Raw genomic sequence first — 20,620 nt, forward strand, 5'->3', positions numbered from 1 at the left:
CAATCTTGGCTCATCAATTTTCTGACAAATTCTCTCAAATAAACTTCGAGTAATTTAAACCAATCAATCAATGATAATATTTCGATCAATCAACCAGTAAAAATCCACACAAGTTGTTCTTCATAATCTCTTAATGATCTTCTTACTGCTTCGTCAGCAGCAAGCTAGGTCGGCTATGTTACGCTTTCTTTGTAGAAAGTCAACCAGTAAATCCGATTATTTTTAAACTCATTCAAGACACTTAAATTTAACATCTTGTGCTAAATCCTTGTTTCTTAACAAGTTTTAATCTTCATCACTGCCGATGGATGTGCATTCTACAGCATTTAAGAGAGCTTGCAACACTTCTCACAAAGATTTTTTTTCTTATGTTTATTTTATAAACCAATATTTTTATAAGTATATGTTTTTTATAAAATAAATAATTCATAAAAATATTCATTATTTTATTTAAAAATGTTCTACAAAACATAAGCTATTGATTTTATTAAAATACTATAAAAAATAAGAGTAAAAAGCAGGACTTCTGCCCTGCTTTTTTGCTCTGAAGTTAATCAGATTAGAATTTCATACTGATTCGTGCCCAGTAATTGCGGCCCATATTATTAAATTGCTGATCACTTGCAAATCCATCTCCAAAACCTGCATTGCCCATTTTATTTAAATGCTCTGTATAGGTTTTATCTAATACGTTATCAATACCAACCGACAAATCTATATCTTTCGTTAAGTTGTATGAACCGTTAATAGACAATGTCGTAAACCCAGCACTTTTCTTTAGGTCATAGCCAACAATGTTACCTTCGTTTTGACTAATACGATTTTGCCCATCGACTAAGCGCCACAATAATCCAAAATTATATTTGTCTTGCACATAACGTAAATTCACACGCGCTTCTAAAGGTGAAATTTGTGGTAACGGCGTATTGTCTGTAGTATTTTTACCCCAAGCATACATGGTACTTACATCTGCCTGAATTGCATCTGTAAACTGATAACCAACACCTGCTTCAGCTCCTACAATAGTTGCATCCACATTTCGAGTATGAGCTTGCAACATTTTCATATGCCCTGTTGATGGCAAATATGTTGTAAGAACATAATCATTAATGATGCCTGCATATGCAGAAACCCAAGAACTTAAAGCTCCATGTTGATGTTGATATCCCGTATCTAGCTGTAAAGTCTTCTCGGTATCAATATTGTTAAAAGTATTTGGATTTCCATTACCAGATTGAGGACTAAATAACTCCCAATAATCTGGCATCCGTTCAACATATCCCAAACCGATATATGTTTTGCCATCATCATGTTCAGGATGGGTATTTTCAAATCGAATAAAACCGCTCGCTAATGTTTTATCTAATGTACGGTTATACCCATTATTAATAGAATCTTGGCGTTTGTCTTTTACATTCACCTGATCTAAACGAAGACCTGAGACCAAACGGTTTTGATCATCAAAGTGATACGTTATCTCACCAAAACCACCCACTGATTGATACTTCATATCTTTTGTTCTTGGTAGATTTTTATAATCTATGTTGTTGTCTGTGTCTGTTTTACGAATACTATGTTCATTATTTTGACTATCGACACCAGTAACAAGTTGAACTTCATCCCACTCACTTGTTACAGCAACTCGCGCATTTAAGGTTTTACGCGCTACATTGGTTGCCATTCTATCAGGCATCATCATGCTTGGTTTAAACTCACGTAAACTATAGTTATCCATGACATGATCATTAAAGTTATAGTTCACCTGTGCTTCAACTTTCTTCAAAGTCTCAGTGACATTGTTCTTTTCAACACGTAAGCCCACACTCTCACGTGCAAACTTTGAACCATCCATGCCACGACCTGCATACACGGCTTCACCATCGGCCTTACCACCTGTCAGTTCTACCCAGGTATCTTCATCCGGTGTCCAACCGAGTGCGATATCGGTATTCCAGCGCTCCCAGTCTGAAGGGACTGTGTTGCCATCGCCATCTTGATAACTATCCGATACTGAACGGTTAGCATTCAAACGGATATATTTTTTCTCGTCTCCTGCAGCAGCTTCAATATTATGGTCTAGACGGCCAAATGAACCCATTAAGACACTGGCTTGACCACGGTAGTTTTGATCGTCATCAAACTGTTCAGGTGTACGCTCAAAAATCACGGTTGCCGCTGAACCGGTATTGGCATATTGCACCGTTTGCGGTCCTTTAATCACCGAAATACGGTCATAACTTTCCGGAGAAATATAAGAGGTCGGCGAATCCATACGACTCGGACAGGCACCCAGGTTTTCAGTGCCATCGGTCAAGATTTTGATGCGTGAACCAAACATACCCCGGAAGGTCACATCGCCATTGGTCCCGGCTCCACTATTCACTGCACTAAAGCCGACAATGCTTTGTAAATAATCCGCACCATCGGTAGCTGGAATTGGTTGAATGGGCTGTTTAGGATCGGCACTGACTATCAGGCCATTGGCCTCATTACCCGCAGCGGAGGTCACCACAATAGGGGCCAGTGTGTGTAGCACTTTCGCCTCATCTGCAAATACCACACCTGAAGTACACGCAACAGCAATCGCAGCCGCAAGGGGCTGTAAATAAAATTTTGGCTGAGCCATTTTGTTTCTCACTTAAATCATAGATATAACTGTGCCTAAGTCAGTGAAGACCCGGCGTATCAAACAGGCTTTAAGTGAATGCTGGCGGAGCGCGGCCTTGAGGAATAAGAAAAAGTTGTTGAAGGACAAACCAGACATGTTTAAAGGCTTTTTCAAAAGCAATTAAACGGACCAGAATACGGTCCAGAACTTCTTGCACTTCCAGCTCAGGCGGCAGGATCAGATTGCCGTAGACCGTACAGTACTGGCATTGATGACTCGGATTGTGGTGATCATGCCCCGCGCTCTGCTCTATCACAGAATGGGATTCAAGATGGGAAGAGTCGGCATAGCTGGCAGACGAATGCTGAGTTACCGGCGATAAAAGTGCGCGCGTAATGGTTTCACAGACCGGTGCAACCTGATATTGCTCCGGCAGCAAAGGCTGTAAAAAAACAGCAATCTGTAAAAAAACAGCCACTAGAGAAAGCAGCAGTCCACCACGCAATACCATGATTGGCTAGCCCTACAAAACAGCAGATACTGAAAATTTGCCTGGCAGAGTATAACAAAGCCCAATCGAAATTGGGCTAAATTTATTCAAAAGAGCTGGAACTTTAACGTTTTACCGCAACTTTGGCTTTTTCACGCTGGCGGGCTGCTTTCTCAATTTTTTCACGTGCACGCTGACGTTTTAATGGCGATAAATAGTCCACAAACAGCTTGCCATTTAAGTGATCCATTTCATGTTGAATACACACAGCGAGAAGTCCATCAGCTTCTATCTCAAATGCTTGACCTTCAAGATTAATTGCCTCGATTTTTACACGTGACGGACGCTCAACTTTATCGTATATTTGAGGAACTGACAGACAGCCCTCTTCATAAGGCTGGGTTTCTTCAGTTAGTGGTGTAATTTTGGGGTTAATAAACACCATCGGTTGATCTTTATCTTCAGACAGGTCCATCACAATCAGCTGAATATGACGATCGACTTGAGTCGCAGCAAGTCCAATACCTGGCGCTTCGTACATGGTCTCAAACATATCTGCAGCGAGCTGACGAATCTCATCAGTGACTTCTTCGACTGGTTGTGCAATGGTGCGAAGACGGGGGTCCGGGAAACTTAAAATAGGTAATAAGGCCATACTGCGTCCTCAACTATGCCATTGATCAAAAAACCAAATGAAGGGAATGCTTCATCAAAAAAATGTGTGTAAGATCGTTATTATAACGCAACTACAGACATAATTTTAGGAATTATGATAATGAAAAAGGTTTTGAAGGGCATGCCATTTTTTAGTGCCCCGGGGTTTAAAAAACATGTGCTCGTACTCGCAGTTTGTATGGGCTTGGGGCTAGGAACAATTCACACCGCTGGGGCAGCGCCTACACGTAACGTCAATCCACCGAGCCTAAAAGCCAATGCACCACAAGTCTATGTAGTGAAAAAAGGCGATACGCTGTGGGATATTTCCAAACGATTCCTAAAAAATCCTGTACGTTGGCCGGAAATTTGGGCCAGTAATAAGCACGTGAAAAATCCACACTGGATTTTCCCGGGTGACCGCCTGCTGATGTGTGATTACCAAGGCCGTCCAATTATTGGTAAAGATGAAGGTGATGGCTGTGCAGGCATTATCAGCCGTTATATCGGTAGCACCGCGCTGCAACCACAGGTTCGGGTAGAATCTTTAAATAATACCATTCCGGTGATTCCGCTTGAACATATCAAGCAATGGCTGGAACGTAGCACGATTATTGCCCCGGAATCTCTGACCGGAACCCCTTATATTTTAGGAACAGCAGACCAGCGTGTACTGGCAGGCAAAGGCCAGAAAGTATATAGCCGCGGTAAAGGGATTGTGGCCGGTCAGCGTTATGGGGTGTATCGTGAAGCTGAACCTTATATGCTTACCGATGCCAAAGGGAATAAATACAATGCCGGCCAGGAGCTGATACAGGTCGCGTCAGCGATTGCGGTACGCAATGAAAATGACATCAGTACTCTGGAATTGACCGATACCTATACTGCTGAAGTGCGTCGCGGTGACCGTGTCCTGCCAGAATATGATCCGATGTTACCGACCCTGTTTTATCCAACCAATGCTGAAAATGTAACCTCTGGTGGCCAGATTGTGCGTGTACTGGGTTCAATCGGTACAGCTGCACGACATAGTGTGGTCACGATTGACCGTGGTGTCACGCATGGGTTACAGGCCGGCCATGTGCTGAGTGTGAACCAGAAAGGTGAAGTCGTGACCGACCCGAAAACCAAGGAACGTATTCAGTTACCAGGTGAGCGTATTGGCAATATCATGGTCTTCAAGGCATTTGATCAGCTGAGCTATGCTTATGTACTTGAAAGTGAGCTACCAATCAAGGTTGGGGCAGCGGTTCAGCCTCCCCTACTGGATGAATAATTTATAGTACTTGAGAGATGCTGCTGAAAAACAGCAGTATCTCCCTCCTCCACTTTTCATAATAATAAGAAGACAGGTAAAGGTCTCGACATGTTGAAGTCCTTCTCGGCTGCGCAACTGGACATGATCAGTTTATGGTATTTGGTCCAGCATTCTCTGCCCAGTTTTTATAAAATCCGGCAGCACTATTCTCATCTGGGCGATGCCCTGCATCCTGATCAGGCGCCCATCTGGCAAGCCTTAGGTATTCATGCCAATCATGTACAGCGGCTGAAAGAATTTCAGCTCGAAGCTTCACAACAAAAATTTCAGCAAAGTTTGCAGAGCATTCAACGTGATAGCGACTTCATTCTGTTAGACAGTGATCCTCATTATCCGCAGCAGTTAAGCCCCTATAATGATCGTCCGCCGATTCTATTTGGCCAGGGTCGGCCTGATTGTTTGTTACAGGCACAAATTGCTCTGGTGGGCAGTCGCAAGCCCAGTGCGCATGGCCGTCAGGTAGCTTATGATTTTGCCAGTTATCTGAGCGAACAGGGTTTTTATATTAATAGCGGACTTGCACAAGGGATTGATGAAGCCGCCCATCGCGCCGGACTGCAACAGCAAGGCACCATTGCAGTAATGGGAACCGGCCTGGACCAGACTTATCCGGCCCAGCATCAGCAGCTGCGCCAGCAAATTATTACTGAAGGTGGAGCTGTCATTAGCGAATTTTTACCCAATACCCCGCCCTTACAACACCATTTCCCACGGCGCAACCGGATTGTCAGTGGGCTGAGTCTCGGCATTATCGTGGCAGAAGCCACCTTAAAAAGTGGCTCGCTCATTACGGCCAAACTGGCTGCGGAGCAAGGTAAAACAGTCTTTGCCATTCCGGGGCATATTTATAGTGAGCATCATCAGGGTTGTCATCAACTGATTCGTGAAGGAGCCATTTTAGTTGATCATCCCGAGCAGGTGATTGAAGATCTGGCCCTGCCGACCCAATGGCAAGCCCTGCAAAACTCCATCAAAAATGAAACAGCAGCACATGAGCCGTCTTACATTCCGCAACATCTGATCTCCCTGTATAACCAGCTGGACTGGGTTGGACAAGATCTGGATCATTTAAGTAGTCAGCTCAGGCAGGATGTCGCTACTCTTACCAGCCAGCTGATGGAACTTGAGCTTTTGGGCTTTAGTACCCAGCAAGCCGGCATGTATCTGCGTTGTCGTGTACTTAAATAAGGTTCACAATAGGCCTTTGTCGTTTTTAGTAAGGTATTCACATGATCACCACCTCTGTTTCCGAAGCAGCGACCTGTCTGAAAGCTGGACAAGTTCTGGCATATCCTACAGAGGCTGTTTGGGGGCTGGGTTGCGACCCTTATAATGAGCAGGCATTTCACCAGATTTTAAAGCTGAAACAGCGCCCGGTTGAAAAAGGCGTTATTTTGTTGGCGGCGCATATTACTCAGGTCGAACATCTGTTAGGGGAGTTGAGCGAGGAAATGCGTGAAAAGGTAATTGAATCCTGGAGTAATAATCGACCAGCAGAACGTGCAATTACCTGGTTATTACCCGCCCATGATGACATTCCCACCTGGATTAAAGGCCAGCATCCCAAAGTAGCAGTACGGGTCACCAGTCATTCACTGTGTGTCGCCCTCTGTCAGGCTTTTGGCGGCTTTATTGTTTCCACCAGTGCCAACCCTGCGGGTCTGGAACCCGCGCGTTCCCTACAGGATGCGATTGGCTATTTTCAGCAGGATTTAAATTATTTAAATGGTGACTTGGGCTTGAGTCAGGAACCGAGCCGGATCATTGATGCCGTTACCGGAGAAATCATTCGAGACTAAAGTCATGCCCAAGCTTTGAACTTTATCAAGACCGACTAAAGTTTTAAGACAAAAAAAAGCTCAACCATATAGGGATGGCTGAGCATAAAAAAGGATGTGTATAAATCACATCCAGAGGGTACAAAAAATCTCTGGGAGTCTGATAAAACAAGGATTTTTTTGCTTCATCATTCTCGATGGGCGTATTATGAGAGAAATGCTTCAGAACAACAAGTATATAAAAAATATCATCTAAGACATTTTAACTATTAATAAATAAAAAATTTTAACTTATATTAAAAATATCTTACTCTTTCTATTCTGTTTTTAAAATAAAGCTATATTTTTATTATTGATATAACCCTTCAAAATTACCAATTTAGCAGTCAATTTCAATAAAAATTTACTTTTCGTTTGATTGAATTTCAACCAAACGATCTTTTGAGCCACACACAACAGCTTAGGCCAACCTGATTTTAGGCTGATATTGCGCCAGTAAAATCCCCAGGAAAATAATAGCTCCACCCATACTATGATAGATGGTCCAACTTTCAGCCAGCCAGATACTGGCAATAATCGCGGTAAAAACGGGCATCAGGTTCATGAAAATACTGGTCCGGTTGGGACCAATCTGCTGTACAGCCAGCATCCAGACCAGAGGTGCAATCAGCGAAGGAAAAATACCCGCATACAGCACACTGCTCAAGTTGGCAGTATTCAAACTGTCCAGCCCCAACCAGGCAATAAAGGGCAAATGATAGATCAGCGCGAAACCGATCTGGATATACAGACTGATCAATAAAGGGATCTGTAATTGCCACTTCTTCAAAAACACCCCATAAAAGGCGTAGAAAAATACTGCAATCACCATCAGCAGGTCACCCCAATGGGCGCCATTTTGCCACAATGCAGTCAGGCTCCCCTGAGCCATCACATACATCAGACCACAAAACGATAAAATACCGCCGATAATGGCAAAATAATTCGGTATATCTTTCAGAATAAAAAGAGAGACCAGAATGGTAAATATCGGAATAAACGCATTAATTAGCCCCATATTGGTGGCTGTGGTGTAATGTGCCGCGGTATAGGCCAAACCCTGATAAAGCACCATTCCAAATGCGCTCAATACTGCCAACTGTAACCAGTGTTGTCTAACAAGCTGACGTTGCTGCCAGACCTTACTTAACATAAATGGAGTCAGAATGAGAAAGGCAATCAGCCAGCGATAAAAACTGATACTGGCCGGAGAAATCAAGTCGGCTGCATAGCGGGTTACCACAATATTTAATGACCAGATCATGACAGCCAGCACCGGCAAGGCAAATGCCCATGTCGGATTACGCAGATCGCTTGACATTTTTCTCACCTCAACTTATTCAAGCTCTTATTGTTATGGAAGTCTGAAATAATTGAAATACTGAATTTCAGACATCTATACTGTATAGAGGACATCTCGACGGATATTCAGAATAATGCAAAAACCGGACTCTCCTACGCTTGATAGGCTGATTGAGATCAATCAGTTTTTTTATAAAAAAGATGAAGAGGTGGAACCCCACTCTTCCCTGTGGGGGGATTTTAATTTTAGTCTGGATGGTATTTTGGAGCTTCGTACTGAAAAACAGACCTTTCTGGCTCCTCCCAATTATGCCCTGTGGCTACCTCCCCAGACGGAGCATTGTTCTGTTGCGCTGGACCACGGCATCACCCATTTTATCTGCATCAGAATTCATCCCAGCTTATGTGAGCATCTTCCTCAAGACGTTACAACCTTCAGTATTCGGCCTTTTCTGTCTGTCTTGGTCAGGGAAATTCTAGAACACCCTCCTGCTACCGATAAGATGTATGTGCATCTTTTGCAGGTGCTGTTCGACCAAATACTCCAAGCCGAAAGGTATGATGATTATTTACCGCAAAGCCAGCATCCGGTATTGCTTCCCGTCTTGCAGCAGCTTACAGATCCGATGTTGTTTCAATATGGCTTACATAGCCTGCTCAAGCGATTCAGCCTGAGCGAACGGCAGATTTTACGTTTAAGCCAGCAGGAACTTGGCCTGCCTATTTCTGAATGGCGTAACCGTGCCAAAATTATTTATGCCATTGGACAAATTCGCCAAGGTACTTCCATCAAACGGCTTGCTTATGAGCTGGGTTATCAGCATAGCTCTAGCTTTATCGCCTTTTTCAAACGCTATACCGGCCAGACTCCCTCACAGATGCGCTCCTTAAATTAAATAAATATATATCAAATGTTTATAAGAAAATCTCAGTTCTGCTGTTTTTATCACGTATGATTTTTAAGTATAAAAAGTAAAGCGGTGTCTTCCTGTCTTTAAAGCATGTTTAAATAAAAAATTGGTTTTTATAAAAACGCTCATCTGCGAAATTTAATCTTACTTTTATACAGGGTACGCTTTGCATGAAAAAATTACTTCTCACGACTGCCTGTATGGTAGGCCTGACACTTGCAGGCTGTAGTAAACCGACTGAGCCAGCTAAATCAGACCACACTCAAAGTACTACAGCGACTGCCTCTTCTACGCCTGCTCCCGCTACTTCAGGCAATATGACAACCAATCAGCATGAAGACATCCGCAATGACTTGAATCATCTGCAAACCCTGACCAACTCTAAGGCAGAAACTGCCATGGATTTTCAAGACCGGATGATGAAAGCCGTACAGGCCAATAACCGTGATCAGATTCAGAGCGTCATGAAGGATATGCAGGGCTTCATGACAGAGTTTAATCGTGACCTAAAAACACTGTCGCTGAAAAGCCAGGAAGTGCATGAACTTCGCAACAAGTTTATTCATTCAAATGAACTGGGACTAGAGCTGACACGCTTGAGCACCGAAGCCAAACCAGATGAAGCTAAAATTAAGCAGCTTCAACAACAGGTTATGAAGGTACAAAAGGATATTATGCGTGATGTACAGGCATTACAGGCCAAAATAAATCCACAACCAGCTCAACCAGCTCAACCAGCTCAACCAGCTCAATAATAAACCGGGCAGGTAGCTTCGGCCTGACCTGCCCTAATCACCACCCCATCTAAAATCACTTGCTGCCCAGCAAAATTCCAGTTAAAAAGAACAGCCTAAAACTTTAATTTATATGCGATAAGGATGCATGCATGACCTCGATTTCCGATATTTCCATTAAAACCATTCAAGGTGAAGAGATAAAGTTAGATCAATTCGCCGGAAAAGTTTTACTGATCGTCAATACCGCTTCCAAGTGCGGCCTGACCCCGCAGTATGAAGGTTTAGAAAAACTCTACCGTGAGAAAAAAGATCAAGGCCTCGAAATATTAGGTTTTCCAGCCAATAATTTTTTAGAACAGGAACCGGGCTCGAATGAAGAAATCCAGCAGTTCTGTTCACTGAACTATGATGTTTCTTTTCCGTTATTTGCTAAAATTTCTGTGGCTGGTCCAGATAAACATCCACTGTATCAAACATTGACAACTGCACAGCCAGAACGTATCGGTGAAGGTCCATGGTGGAAAGACTTGGTGGATTATGGCCTGACCCCAAATGAACCGCCTGAAGTCCTCTGGAACTTTGAAAAGTTTCTGGTCAATAAACAGGGGCAAGTCGTCGCGCGTTTCGCTCCCGACATTACAGCGGATGATCCGCGTATCGTAGATGCGGTGAATGCTGAACTCGCCAAATAACTGCTTACTGATTTTATAAGTATCTATGAGCCTTATAGATACTTATTTTTGAAATCCTTCTCCCCCCCTACTCTAGCTTGCCTGATCAAACCGGCATGTAGCTGAAGATCTGCATAATTCATTCAGCAGGTAAAGCCCCCGTCATCTGTACACTGTATTGTACGACTTAGCTAAATCCTCCCCTGATTTCAGAGTGATCTCTGAGAGCACTTAAAAAAGATTTGTTATGACTTTGCAACAATCTTTTTTATCTCCATAGTTTGTCTCTATATTAACCCCAAGAAATATATCCAGATTGAGATCCTGATTTTATGGCCAAGATACTTGCCAATGCCTTGCTTCCTTTTGCTTTATTTAGTTCGGCTATGGTCTTGTTAGGCTGCGAGCAAGCGGTAGAGCCGCCTGTTCAACCCGATGAGATTACCGCTTCCAAACCAGAGTTAAATTCTGAGCAGCCAGTATCTTCGGAAACAGCAGCTGAACGGAAAAGCGGTAACATGTTTTATATCGTTCGTGATGTGGCAGATATGCAGCTTAAAGCCGGTGATTATGTTGAGCAACTTAAACAGACACAATCTGAGTTACAAACCGCCCTCAATGACCAAGATCAGCTCAAGCTTCAGGCCACTGCCAACGTATTGAAACAACAGCTAAATGGCTTGAATCAAACGCTCAACAGCCTGAATTTAAAGAGCCAAGAGATTGATTCTATTCGCCAAAATATGATACAGGCCAATCAGCAAGTATTGGCTACTCCTTTATTCAAGGGCGACATTGACCTCACCCAGGTCGACTTCAAGAAAATTGAACAGCAGCTAAATAGCGTCCAGCTTGAAATGATTAAACTGGCGGGCATGCTGATTCCGGACAATCAGAAGCAGTCCACTCAGGAAGGTTAATGTCCAGATCGCCTAGCTCCATTCACCTCTAGCAAATGGGGCTGGGCGATTGACTGGCTAAAGCCGCATATCCACCACAATACGACCATCAATTTTGCCATGTGCCATCCGGTCAAAAATATCATTGATATTTTCAAGAGGTTCCACATGAATATGGGCCTTGACCTTACCGTGTGCTGCAATGTCCAGGGCTTCTTTTAAATCCAACCGGGTTCCTACAATAGAACCGCGCACGGTAATACCTTCAAGCACCATATCAAAGATTGACAAGTCAAATGTTCCTGGCGGCAGACCATTTAATACCATGGTTCCACCACGACGAATGATGGCAATCGCCTGTGCAAATGCCTTTGGTGATACAGCAGTGACCAATACACCATGACAACCGTCTCCGGTCGCTTTCATCACTTCTTCTTTCACATCCACTTTCAGGGCATTAATGGCAACATCTGCACCTAAACTTTTAGCCAGTTCCAGTTTGCTGTCATCTATATCAATGGCCACGATATTAAAACCCATGGCTTTGGCATATTGAACTGCGACATGACCCAAACCGCCAATACCGGAAATGGCCACCCAGTCCCCAGTTTTGGCTTCGGTCATTTTCAGACCTTTATAAACCGTCACCCCCGCACATAGAATCGGGGCTATTTCCAGCAGGTCGACTCCTTCAGGAATCACTCCCACATAATTGCCATCGGCCAAACAGTATTCAGCAAAACTGCCATTCACTGAATAGCCTGAGTTTTGCTGTTGCTTACATAAGGTTTCCCAGCCAGCATAGCAATGATCACAGTGTCCACAAGCAGAATACAGCCACGGAACACCCACAATATCACCCACCTTTAAGTGCTCAATACCTGCACCCACTTCAACCACTTCACCCACGCCTTCATGTCCGGGAATAAAGGGTAAAGTCGGTTTGACCGGCCAATCACCGTGTACCGCATGCAAATCGGTATGACAAACCCCGGTGGCAATAATTTTCATTAATACCTTACCAGGCGCAATTTTCGGAATTTCCACCTCTTGGATTTGCAGCGGCTGATTAAACTCAGTGACCACCGCCGCTTTCATTGTCGTTTTCATATTTATTTTCTCCCAATTACTCATATCAAGGAGCCAACATTTTTAAGCGCTCTTTCTTCACTATATCGAATAATAAATAACCAATAGTTAGAGATTTGTAGAAAATTTGCGCACCTCCAAATATGATTATCAGAAAGAAAAATACCGGGAGAGGACTGAAAAACTTAAAGCAGCGGGAGAACACGCCTCTACTGCAAAACACTGGATTGCCAAGATTAAGACTAAAAAAATGTTGTGGTTTAATATTTCTTAGATTCTAAAATTTAATACCAACTGAATTGTTAAGAGGACTATCAAGCCCAGCTTTCTGCGCCAAGTATTCCCTCAGCTGTCAAAAATTACAGGCATCTAACCAGAATCAAGCTTTGGATCAAACTTTAAGGTCAATATTGTCAGAAATAGACAATGGCCTCGTGGGCTTATTGCTCTATAAAATTTTATTCTGCTTTTTGAGTGTTACGCCAGGCTTTAAATGCCGCCTGCATGGCATGCTGTTGATAAGGCTTGACCACACGACTTTCGAGAGTTGAAAAATCGCCTTTATAGACCAGATCCACCACCGATTTTGCCAGTTCCCGAATGCTGACACTACCTCGATGTTCATATTGCAAGATTTCTTGTGGTGTCAACGCCACATCCCAGCAAGACAGTGCGGAACCCAGATCTACCGCGATACTGAGGTAATAATGAGCATCATCCTGATAGAGTTCCCAAAAGTGGGGTTCATGAGCAATAAGGTGCATATCAATTCATTAAGCAAATGATGGACTTAATATATTACATGAGGTGAATGAGAAGCTATGCAACTTTAGAGAGTATTTCTAGCCTTGCTTTCTAGGGGGAAGGCATAAAAAAACCACCCTTTCGGGTGGTCTTTTCAATCTCAAACCGACAATTACATTGCGCGGTTTTTGATTTTGCGGATCGTTTCCAGCTGAGCAGCAGTTTCTGCAAGAGCAGCCAAAGCAGCAGCAGCATCCAAATCGCTCTTTTGATTGGCCAGCAATTGTTCAGCGTGTTTACGCGCTTCAATAATTGCCGCTTCATCCAAGTTTTCTGCACGGACTGCTGTATCAGCAAGAACCGTAACAACATGCGGTTGAACTTCTAGAATACCACCAGATACATAGATCAACTCTTCTGTACCATTTTCCAAAATAACGCGGATCGCGCCAGGTTGGAGCAAAGTTACTAGCGGTGCATGACCAGGCATAATACCCAGCTCACCACCAGCACCTTTTGCAATTAGCATAGTCACAGTGCCTGAGTACAAAGACTCCTGAACACTTACAACATCACATTGCATAGTCGCCATGAGAATCTCCTAAATTAGAGTAGCTAATTAAAGTTTCTCGGCTTTAGCAATCACTTCGTCAATACCACCAACCATATAGAACGCTTGTTCTGGAATGTGATCGTATTCACCAGCTAGAAGACCTTTAAAGCCACGAATCGTTTCTTTAAGCGGTACAAGTTTACCAGGCGCACCAGTAAATACTTCAGCTACGTGGAACGGTTGCGAGAAGAAACGCTGGATCTTACGTGCACGGTATACAGTAAGTTTGTCTTCTTCTGACAATTCGTCCATACCAAGAATCGCGATGATGTCTTTCAATTCTTTATAACGTTGTAAAACGTTTTGAACTGAACGAGCAATCTCGTAGTGCTCTTGACCAACGACCAGTGGATCTAACTGACGTGAAGTTGAGTCTAGTGGATCGATCGCTGGATAAATACCAGAAGATGCGATGTCACGGCTCAATACAACAGTTGCGTCCAAGTGAGCAAACGTTGTCGCAGGCGACGGGTCAGTCAAGTCATCGGCAGGTACGTATACCGCTTGGATTGACGTAATCGAACCAGACTTAGTCGATGTAATACGTTCCTGAAGAACACCCATCTCTTCTGCAAGTGTAGGCTGATAACCTACTGCAGATGGCATACGGCCTAGAAGTGCTGATACTTCAGTACCCGCTAGTGTATAACGATAGATGTTATCTACGAACAAGAGTACGTCACGACCTTTACCGTTTTCGTCTTTCTCGTCACGGAAATATTCAGCCATGGTCAAACCAGTCAACGCTACGCGTAAACGGTTACCGGGTGGCTCGTTCATCTGACCGTAGACCATTGCTACTTTGTCTAGAACGTTAGAATCTTTCATTTCGTGATAGAAGTCATTACCTTCACGAGTACGCTCACCAACACCAGCAAACACAGATAAACCTGAGTGTGCTTTCGCGATGTTGTTGATCAGTTCCATCATGTTTACAGTTTTACCAACACCGGCACCACCGAACAGACCGACTTTACCACCTTTCGCGAACGGGCATAGCAAGTCGATGACTTTAATACCAGTTTCTAAAAGGTCAGTAGAAGCTGCTTGTTCTGCATAAGAAGGCGCTTGACGGTGAATTGGTAAACGCGCTTCAGTCGCAACCGGACCAGCTTCGTCGATTGGGCGACCAAGAACGTCCATGATACGGCCTAGAGTTGCTGTACCTACTGGTACAGAAATCGGCGCGTTAGTATTCGTTACGTTCAAACCACGCTTAAGGCCTTCAGTAGAACCCATTGCAATAGTACGAACTACGCCATCACCAAGCTGTTGCTGAACTTCTAAAGTAGTTTCAGTACCATCTACTTGGAGAGCGTCATAGATCTTAGGAACGCTGTTGCGTTCAAACTCGACGTCGATAACCGCGCCGATGATCTGAATGATACGACCGCTATTCATTGCTGTCTCCTCAATTCAAAATAATGTTAAACGGCAGCGGCACCACCAACGATCTCAGAAATTTCCTGAGTAATCGCGGCTTGACGCAGCTTGTTATAAATAAGTTGCAGGCTCTTAATGATCTCGCCTGCGTTGTCTGTCGCTGCTTTCATAGCGACCATACGTGCAGACTGCTCACATGCGATGTTTTCAATCACACCTTGATACACCACAGACTCGATATAGCGAACCAACAAACCATTTAAAAGCTCTTCAGCTTCAGGTTCGTAGATATAGTCCCAACCGTATTGACGGTTAAGATTCTTGTCTTCTTCAGCAGCTGCCAAAGGAACAAGCTGTTCGATCTTTTGATTTTGAGTCATGGCATTGACAAAGCCGTTTGATACCAGATAAATACGATCTAACTCGCCTTTATCATAAGCATCCAACATCACCTGTACAGAACCAGATAACTGCTCAAGACTCGGTGTATCGCCTACGTTTGTAGTCGCACCCAGCACTTTACCGCCGTAGTTTTTAAAAAACGAAACCGCTTTTTGACCAATTAAAGCAAATTGAACTTCAATTGACTGCTCTTGTTGCTGCTGGACGTGTTTAACCACTTTCTTGAACAGGTTAATGTTCAAACCACCAGCCAGGCCGCGATCTGAAGACACAATGATATAGCCAACGCGCTTAACCGGGCGGTCTACCATATAACGGTGTTTGTATTCAGGATTCGCTTGAACCAAGTGAGCAATTACACGGTGCATATTTTCGGCATACGGACGGCCTTGAGCCATGCGCTCTTGCGCACGACGCATCTTAGAAGCTGCTACCATTTGCATCGCGCGAGTAATTTTCTGCGTGCTCTTGATACTAGCTACTTTGGCGCGAATTTCTTTTAAATTTGCCATACGCTTAACCTAGTATTCGAAAGCCCTTGCGAGCTTCCGAAGGTTGATTCCGTGAACCAAACCAATACTAAATTCAACAAGGTTGAAAATTAGTAAGTTTGAGTCGCTTTAAAGCTTTCAATACCTGCTTTGATTGCAGCTTCGATGTCTTTGTTGTAATCACCAGTGTCATCGATTTTTTGCATTAACGCAGCATGCTCTGAACGGAAGTAAGAAATTAACGCAGCATCAAAGTCTACGATTTTCTTCACTTCAACGTCAGCCATGTAGCCTTCGTTAGAGGCATAAATTGAAACAGCCTGGTCAGCAATTGAGTATGGAGCATATTGTTTTTGCTTCATTAACTCAGTTACACGTTGACCATGTTCAAGTTGCTTACGAGTTGCTTCGTCAAGGTCAGAAGCGAACTGAGCAAACGCTGCCAATTCACGGTATTGTGCTAAAGCGGTACGGATACCACCAGACAATTTCTTGATGATCTTAGTTTGCGCTGAACCACCTACACGAGATACAGAGATACCCGCGTTCACAGCAGGACGGATACCTGAGTTGAACAGAGATGTTTCAAGGAAGATCTGACCATCAGTAATCGAAATTACGTTTGTCGGTACGAATGCAGATACGTCACCTGCTTGAGTTTCAATAATTGGCAATGCAGTTAGAGAACCAGTCTGGCCTTTAACTTCACCATTAGTGAATTTCTCAACATAGTCAGCAGATACACGAGAAGCACGTTCAAGTAGACGTGAGTGTAGATAGAACACGTCACCTGGATATGCTTCACGACCTGGCGGACGACGAAGAAGCAATGAGATTTGACGGTAAGCCACTGCTTGCTTAGACAAGTCATCATAGATGATCAGTGCATCTTCACCGCGGTCACGGAAGTATTCACCCATTGTACAGCCAGAGTACGGAGCCAGATACAGCATTGCTGCTGGATCAGCTGCAGCAGCTGCTACAACAGTGGTATACGCCATCGCGCCAGTTTCTTCCAGCTTGCGTACTACGTTGGCAATCGTCGATTGTTTCTGACCGATTGCTACATAGATACATTTAATGCCAGAGTTTTTCTGAGCGATGATCGCATCGATCGCCATAGCTGTTTTACCAGTCTGACGGTCACCAATGATCAACTCACGCTGACCACGGCCGATTGGAATCATTGTATCTACTGATTTATAACCAGTTTGTACAGGCTGATCCACTGATTGACGCCAAATTACGCCTGGTGCAACTTTTTCTACTGCATCAGTTAATTTCGCATCGATCGGGCCTTTACCATCAATCGGGTTACCCAAAGCATCGACAACACGGCCTAGAAGTTCAGGACCAACCGGAACTTCTAATACGCGACCTGTACAACGCGCTTTTTGGCCTTCTTGAAGGCTTAAGTAGTTACCTAAAACAACGACGCCCACTGAATCCTGTTCTAGGTTCAGTGCCATACCGTATAAGCCGCCGTCGAATTCGATCATTTCACCGTACATTGCATCAGCAAGGCCGTGAATACGCACAATACCGTCGGAAACCATAACAATGGTTCCTTCGTTCTTAGCGGTCGCGCTGGTGTCCAGATCGCCGATACGCTGTTTAATGAGCGCACTGATCTCGGATGGATTCAGTTGTTGCATTGCGCTATACCTCAATCTTTTTAAAGTTCAGTCTTCTTATATGCAATTAAGCCAGAAGACGAGTACGCATTTTTTCAAGCTTGTTAAGCGCAGAATCATCTATCACTTGGTCGCCTGCACGAATAACTACACCAGCAATAAGCTCTGGTTTTACTTCTACAGAAACATTTACCGCAGCTTCGAATTTTTTCTCGAGCGCCTGCGCTAACGTTTGTTCTTGTACAGAAGTTAATGGGAATGCTGATTCAATTACAACATCCACAGTATTGTTATTCTGTGATTTGAGCTGTTCATATTCTGCAGCAATTTCAGGAAGCAGAGTCAGACGGTCATTTTCTGCAAGCAATGTCAAAAAGTTAGACACTGCTGCGGTCTGATCTTCACCTAAAATTTTAGCAAAAAGAGCCACCTGCTCGGCAGGTGTAAGCTCAGGGCGATTTAGATAAGCTGAAAATGCTTCGTCTTGCACCGCAGCACTGAGCACTTCAAGTACAGTTGACCATGAGTCAGTTGCACTCTGCTCAGAAGCATAAGCAAATGCTGCTTTAGCGTAAGGGCGTGCCAACGTCAAGAGTTCAGCCATAATCCGCCTCTCTTAAAGTTTAGCAGCCAGCTGAGTCAGCATGGCATTGTGAGCTTCTGCATCAACTTGTTGGCTCAGAATTTTCTCTGCACCCGTCACTGCAAGAGCAGCAACTTGTTGACGTAATTCTTCGCGAGCAGAATTGATTTCTGTATCAACAGCTTCTTTTGCTTGTTGACGAATACGCTCACCTTCTGCAGATGCTTGGGTACGAGCTTCTTCTACCAATTGCGCTGCACGACGGTTCGCTTGTTCGATCAATTGAGCCGCTTGTGCCTTTGCTGCATCTAACTCAGCTTTCACTTGTGCTTGCGCGTCTGCAAGGTCAGCTTTCGCTTTTTCAGCAGCATTTAAGCCATCAGCAATTTTACGCTGACGTTCACTAATCGCATTGATTAGTGGTGGCCAAACGAATTTCATGCAGAATGCGACAAAAATCGCAAACGCAATCGCTTGGCCAAACAATGTGAGGTTGATATTCATTGCAAATTCCTCAAATAGTGAATTTCGGAATTAAGCTGATTAACCTACAAATGGATTAGCGAAGATGAAGAACAAGCCAATACCAACACCGATCATAGGTACAGCATCAAGAAGACCCGCGATTAAGAACATACGAGTTTGAAGCTGTGGAGCCAATTCTGGTTGACGAGCTACTGCTTCAAGGAAGCGGCCGCCTAGAAGACCAAAACCAATCGCAGTACCTAAAGCACCGAAAGCGATCAAAATAGCAGATGCAATTGCAACTAGACCTAAAGTGAGTTCCATGATAATTCCTCAGAGGTTAGGTTTATACCCAATTAAATTAAAAATTGTACCTAACCATCTTATGACAGTTAGGCAATTAACATTAATGCTTTTCGCTTGCCATGCTTAGATAAACAATGGTTAGCATCATAAAGATAAATGCTTGCAGGGTGATAATCAGAATATGGAAAATCGCCCAAGGCACAGACAATGCCCACTGGATCCAGAACGGTAATAATGCGATCAAGATGAAGATCAACTCACCCGCATACATGTTACCGAACAGTCGTAGAGCCAATGAAACTGGTCTCGCCAAGAAAGTGGTTAATTCCAGCAACAAGTTGAATGGAATTAAAAGCACTTTAGCAACTGGATTCTTTGGATTGAACGGATTCAGTGCCAACTCACCAACAAAGCCTCCAATACCCTTTTCGCGGATACTGTAGAATAAGATCAGGAAGAATACAGAAATTGACATACCTAAGGTAACGTTTGGATCTGTAGTCGGAACAATCTTAAAGTAAACTTGATGAGGATCTACACCAAGCATCGAACCAATCAACTGCTGAGCTGTATAAGGAATAAAGTCAACAGGGATTAAGTCCATCAAGTTCATGAGGAAAATCCACACGAAAATAGTTAATGCCAATGGTGCAATCAGACGCGACTTACCGTGGAAGGTGTCACGTACACTTGAATCTACAAACTCGATAATCATTTCAATTGCAGACTGGAACTTGGTCGGAACACCAGAGTTTGCAGCTTTCGCCACGACCCAGAACAGCAAACAGAAAATCAGACCCAGTCCGATAGACCAACCCATTGAATCCAAGTGAATAGCAGTGAACCCCATCTGTTGAGCTTCAGCACCGCTCTCGGCCAACTTCCATGTACCGTCCGGCATTTTGCCGTAGGTCATATTGGTCAAGTGATGCTTGATATACTCGGTCGAAGTAAGGGCATGTTCTTCAGCAGCCATAAATCACACCTGGTCAATGTCAAAAAACTAATAGAACAAGCGAACATCGCGTGCTGCTTGATATCTCGCCTGCTCAAAAAAAACTTTTCAATTTTTTGTTGTGCTTAAACTCGTTTTTGTAGACGTGACACCCAAAACGGAGCGACCCACGACATGGCCTGAACGAGCATAAAACCACAAAACAACGCCACCGCTGACAACGGCTTAACATTGCCTAAAATTAAAATGAAGCCAACAATCACGATTGCAAACTTGCCCATCATACCTTTATACATGTTCGAAAGAACCTGTTTAGAGGCACGAGCTCCCGCTGTCCGAAACGATTGCCATGAAAAATAACAGGTCGCAAGCCAACAGACGAACGCCCCTAAAGCGGCACTCAAGGCTGCGGTTGAGTCTTTCACGACCCAGCCGATCAAGGCTGAAACAGGGATCATACATGCTTGTAAGAGGACTAAAGCTTTCGCTAATCGTCGGTCAATCAAGCGACTAGTTCGGCTCATTATTTATTCACTCACTGCAAGCAT

Annotated in this window: 22 protein-coding genes; 7 read left to right on the forward strand and 15 right to left on the reverse strand. The window is 43.8% G+C overall.

Annotated features, from left to right (window positions below; genetic code table 11):
* Positions 1–559 precede the first annotated feature (559 nt).
* From E2K74_RS06900 to def, 3 genes are all read right to left on the reverse strand, one after another.
* Positions 560–2,626 (reverse strand): TonB-dependent copper receptor, encoded by a 2,067-nt coding sequence (locus E2K74_RS06900; protein ID WP_151206856.1) that lies wholly within the window; start codon positions 2,624–2,626, stop codon positions 560–562.
* Between the two features lie 70 nt (positions 2,627–2,696).
* Positions 2,697–3,119: a DUF2946 family protein gene (locus E2K74_RS06905; protein WP_151206857.1), complete on the reverse strand. Its 423-nt coding sequence runs from the start codon at positions 3,117–3,119 to the stop codon at positions 2,697–2,699.
* A gap of 103 nt (positions 3,120–3,222) precedes the next feature.
* Positions 3,223–3,753, reverse strand: a complete 531-nt coding sequence (def, locus tag E2K74_RS06910) for a peptide deformylase (protein ID WP_151206858.1) — start codon at positions 3,751–3,753, stop codon at positions 3,223–3,225.
* Between the two features lie 120 nt (positions 3,754–3,873).
* On the opposite strand from def, the gene E2K74_RS06915 reads away from it, so the two are divergent.
* The 3 genes from E2K74_RS06915 (at position 3,874) to E2K74_RS06925 (ending at position 6,869) form a co-directional block, all read left to right on the forward strand.
* Positions 3,874–5,028: a LysM peptidoglycan-binding domain-containing protein gene (locus E2K74_RS06915; protein ID WP_151206859.1), complete on the forward strand. Its 1,155-nt coding sequence runs from the start codon at positions 3,874–3,876 to the stop codon at positions 5,026–5,028.
* A gap of 90 nt (positions 5,029–5,118) precedes the next feature.
* Positions 5,119–6,258, forward strand: coding sequence for a DNA-processing protein DprA (gene dprA / locus E2K74_RS06920; protein WP_151206860.1), 1,140 nt, complete (start codon positions 5,119–5,121; stop codon positions 6,256–6,258).
* Between the two features lie 41 nt (positions 6,259–6,299).
* Positions 6,300–6,869 carry a Sua5/YciO/YrdC/YwlC family protein gene (locus E2K74_RS06925; RefSeq protein ID WP_151206861.1) on the forward strand — a complete coding sequence of 190 codons (570 nt, stop codon included), beginning with the start codon at positions 6,300–6,302 and terminating at the stop codon, positions 6,867–6,869.
* Between the two features lie 439 nt (positions 6,870–7,308).
* Here E2K74_RS06925 and E2K74_RS06930 read toward each other — a convergent pair whose 3' ends face one another.
* Positions 7,309–8,208: a DMT family transporter gene (locus E2K74_RS06930; RefSeq protein WP_151206862.1), complete on the reverse strand. Its 900-nt coding sequence runs from the start codon at positions 8,206–8,208 to the stop codon at positions 7,309–7,311.
* Positions 8,209–8,323: 115 nt separating this feature from the next.
* Between E2K74_RS06930 and E2K74_RS06935 the strand changes: the two genes are divergently transcribed.
* From E2K74_RS06935 to E2K74_RS06950, 4 genes are all read left to right on the forward strand, one after another.
* Positions 8,324–9,085 (forward strand): AraC family transcriptional regulator, encoded by a 762-nt coding sequence (locus tag E2K74_RS06935; protein WP_151206863.1) that lies wholly within the window; start codon positions 8,324–8,326, stop codon positions 9,083–9,085.
* 185 nt (positions 9,086–9,270) lie between these two features.
* A complete protein-coding gene (locus E2K74_RS06940; RefSeq protein WP_151206864.1) occupies positions 9,271–9,855 on the forward strand; it encodes a DUF3558 domain-containing protein in 585 nt (194 codons plus the stop codon).
* Between the two features lie 131 nt (positions 9,856–9,986).
* Entirely contained in the window at positions 9,987–10,529 is a 543-nt protein-coding gene (locus tag E2K74_RS06945; protein ID WP_151204703.1) for a glutathione peroxidase, read from the forward strand.
* A gap of 311 nt (positions 10,530–10,840) precedes the next feature.
* Positions 10,841–11,428 carry a hypothetical protein gene (locus tag E2K74_RS06950; protein ID WP_151206865.1) on the forward strand — a complete coding sequence of 196 codons (588 nt, stop codon included), beginning with the start codon at positions 10,841–10,843 and terminating at the stop codon, positions 11,426–11,428.
* Between the two features lie 57 nt (positions 11,429–11,485).
* Here E2K74_RS06950 and adhP read toward each other — a convergent pair whose 3' ends face one another.
* From adhP to E2K74_RS07005, 11 genes are all read right to left on the reverse strand, one after another.
* A complete protein-coding gene (gene adhP, locus E2K74_RS06955; RefSeq protein WP_151206866.1) occupies positions 11,486–12,517 on the reverse strand; it encodes an alcohol dehydrogenase AdhP in 1,032 nt (343 codons plus the stop codon).
* A gap of 437 nt (positions 12,518–12,954) precedes the next feature.
* A complete protein-coding gene (locus tag E2K74_RS06960) occupies positions 12,955–13,260 on the reverse strand; it encodes a hypothetical protein (RefSeq protein WP_149520205.1) in 306 nt (101 codons plus the stop codon).
* Between the two features lie 152 nt (positions 13,261–13,412).
* Complete coding sequence (locus tag E2K74_RS06965) at positions 13,413–13,832, reverse strand: F0F1 ATP synthase subunit epsilon (protein WP_151204707.1); 420 nt, start codon at positions 13,830–13,832, stop codon at positions 13,413–13,415.
* A 27-nt stretch (positions 13,833–13,859) separates the two neighbouring features.
* The gene (gene atpD, locus E2K74_RS06970) at positions 13,860–15,254 is read right to left on the reverse strand and encodes a F0F1 ATP synthase subunit beta (RefSeq protein ID WP_151204708.1); all 1,395 of its coding nucleotides are present in this window, start codon (positions 15,252–15,254) and stop codon (positions 13,860–13,862) included.
* 26 nt (positions 15,255–15,280) lie between these two features.
* Complete coding sequence (gene atpG / locus E2K74_RS06975) at positions 15,281–16,150, reverse strand: F0F1 ATP synthase subunit gamma (RefSeq protein ID WP_151204709.1); 870 nt, start codon at positions 16,148–16,150, stop codon at positions 15,281–15,283.
* Between the two features lie 89 nt (positions 16,151–16,239).
* Complete coding sequence (gene atpA, locus E2K74_RS06980) at positions 16,240–17,784, reverse strand: F0F1 ATP synthase subunit alpha (protein ID WP_151204710.1); 1,545 nt, start codon at positions 17,782–17,784, stop codon at positions 16,240–16,242.
* 46 nt (positions 17,785–17,830) lie between these two features.
* Positions 17,831–18,367: a F0F1 ATP synthase subunit delta gene (locus tag E2K74_RS06985; protein WP_151204711.1), complete on the reverse strand. Its 537-nt coding sequence runs from the start codon at positions 18,365–18,367 to the stop codon at positions 17,831–17,833.
* A gap of 12 nt (positions 18,368–18,379) precedes the next feature.
* On the reverse strand, positions 18,380–18,850 hold the full coding sequence (locus E2K74_RS06990; protein ID WP_151204712.1) for a F0F1 ATP synthase subunit B: 471 nt from the start codon (positions 18,848–18,850) through the stop codon (positions 18,380–18,382).
* Positions 18,851–18,889: 39 nt separating this feature from the next.
* Positions 18,890–19,135: a F0F1 ATP synthase subunit C gene (gene atpE / locus E2K74_RS06995; RefSeq protein ID WP_000424060.1), complete on the reverse strand. Its 246-nt coding sequence runs from the start codon at positions 19,133–19,135 to the stop codon at positions 18,890–18,892.
* A gap of 82 nt (positions 19,136–19,217) precedes the next feature.
* The gene (gene atpB, locus E2K74_RS07000; protein ID WP_151204713.1) at positions 19,218–20,093 is read right to left on the reverse strand and encodes a F0F1 ATP synthase subunit A; all 876 of its coding nucleotides are present in this window, start codon (positions 20,091–20,093) and stop codon (positions 19,218–19,220) included.
* Positions 20,094–20,197: 104 nt separating this feature from the next.
* On the reverse strand, positions 20,198–20,596 hold the full coding sequence (locus tag E2K74_RS07005) for an ATP synthase subunit I (RefSeq protein ID WP_151204714.1): 399 nt from the start codon (positions 20,594–20,596) through the stop codon (positions 20,198–20,200).
* Between the last annotated feature and the right edge of the window lie 24 nt (positions 20,597–20,620).

Origin of the sequence: Acinetobacter sp. RF15B (assembly GCF_007558235.1) — a bacterium.
Taxonomy (GTDB): domain Bacteria; phylum Pseudomonadota; class Gammaproteobacteria; order Pseudomonadales; family Moraxellaceae; genus Acinetobacter; species Acinetobacter lwoffii_C.

Coding starts and splice junctions, on each gene's coding strand:
- E2K74_RS06900 (WP_151206856.1), bottom strand. CDS start 2,626: ATGGCTCAGCCAAAATTTTATTTACAGCCCCTTGCGGCTGCGATTGCT.
- E2K74_RS06905 (WP_151206857.1), bottom strand. CDS start 3,119: ATGGTATTGCGTGGTGGACTGCTGCTTTCTCTAGTGGCTGTTTTTTTA.
- def (WP_151206858.1), bottom strand. CDS start 3,753: ATGGCCTTATTACCTATTTTAAGTTTCCCGGACCCCCGTCTTCGCACC.
- E2K74_RS06915 (WP_151206859.1), top strand. CDS start 3,874: ATGAAAAAGGTTTTGAAGGGCATGCCATTTTTTAGTGCCCCGGGGTTT.
- dprA (WP_151206860.1), top strand. CDS start 5,119: ATGTTGAAGTCCTTCTCGGCTGCGCAACTGGACATGATCAGTTTATGG.
- E2K74_RS06925 (WP_151206861.1), top strand. CDS start 6,300: ATGATCACCACCTCTGTTTCCGAAGCAGCGACCTGTCTGAAAGCTGGA.
- E2K74_RS06930 (WP_151206862.1), bottom strand. CDS start 8,208: ATGTCAAGCGATCTGCGTAATCCGACATGGGCATTTGCCTTGCCGGTG.
- E2K74_RS06935 (WP_151206863.1), top strand. CDS start 8,324: ATGCAAAAACCGGACTCTCCTACGCTTGATAGGCTGATTGAGATCAAT.
- E2K74_RS06940 (WP_151206864.1), top strand. CDS start 9,271: ATGAAAAAATTACTTCTCACGACTGCCTGTATGGTAGGCCTGACACTT.
- E2K74_RS06945 (WP_151204703.1), top strand. CDS start 9,987: ATGACCTCGATTTCCGATATTTCCATTAAAACCATTCAAGGTGAAGAG.
- E2K74_RS06950 (WP_151206865.1), top strand. CDS start 10,841: ATGGCCAAGATACTTGCCAATGCCTTGCTTCCTTTTGCTTTATTTAGT.
- adhP (WP_151206866.1), bottom strand. CDS start 12,517: ATGAAAACGACAATGAAAGCGGCGGTGGTCACTGAGTTTAATCAGCCG.
- E2K74_RS06960 (WP_149520205.1), bottom strand. CDS start 13,260: ATGCACCTTATTGCTCATGAACCCCACTTTTGGGAACTCTATCAGGAT.
- E2K74_RS06965 (WP_151204707.1), bottom strand. CDS start 13,832: ATGGCGACTATGCAATGTGATGTTGTAAGTGTTCAGGAGTCTTTGTAC.
- atpD (WP_151204708.1), bottom strand. CDS start 15,254: ATGAATAGCGGTCGTATCATTCAGATCATCGGCGCGGTTATCGACGTC.
- atpG (WP_151204709.1), bottom strand. CDS start 16,150: ATGGCAAATTTAAAAGAAATTCGCGCCAAAGTAGCTAGTATCAAGAGC.
- atpA (WP_151204710.1), bottom strand. CDS start 17,784: ATGCAACAACTGAATCCATCCGAGATCAGTGCGCTCATTAAACAGCGT.
- E2K74_RS06985 (WP_151204711.1), bottom strand. CDS start 18,367: ATGGCTGAACTCTTGACGTTGGCACGCCCTTACGCTAAAGCAGCATTT.
- E2K74_RS06990 (WP_151204712.1), bottom strand. CDS start 18,850: ATGAATATCAACCTCACATTGTTTGGCCAAGCGATTGCGTTTGCGATT.
- atpE (WP_000424060.1), bottom strand. CDS start 19,135: ATGGAACTCACTTTAGGTCTAGTTGCAATTGCATCTGCTATTTTGATC.
- atpB (WP_151204713.1), bottom strand. CDS start 20,093: ATGGCTGCTGAAGAACATGCCCTTACTTCGACCGAGTATATCAAGCAT.
- E2K74_RS07005 (WP_151204714.1), bottom strand. CDS start 20,596: ATGAGCCGAACTAGTCGCTTGATTGACCGACGATTAGCGAAAGCTTTA.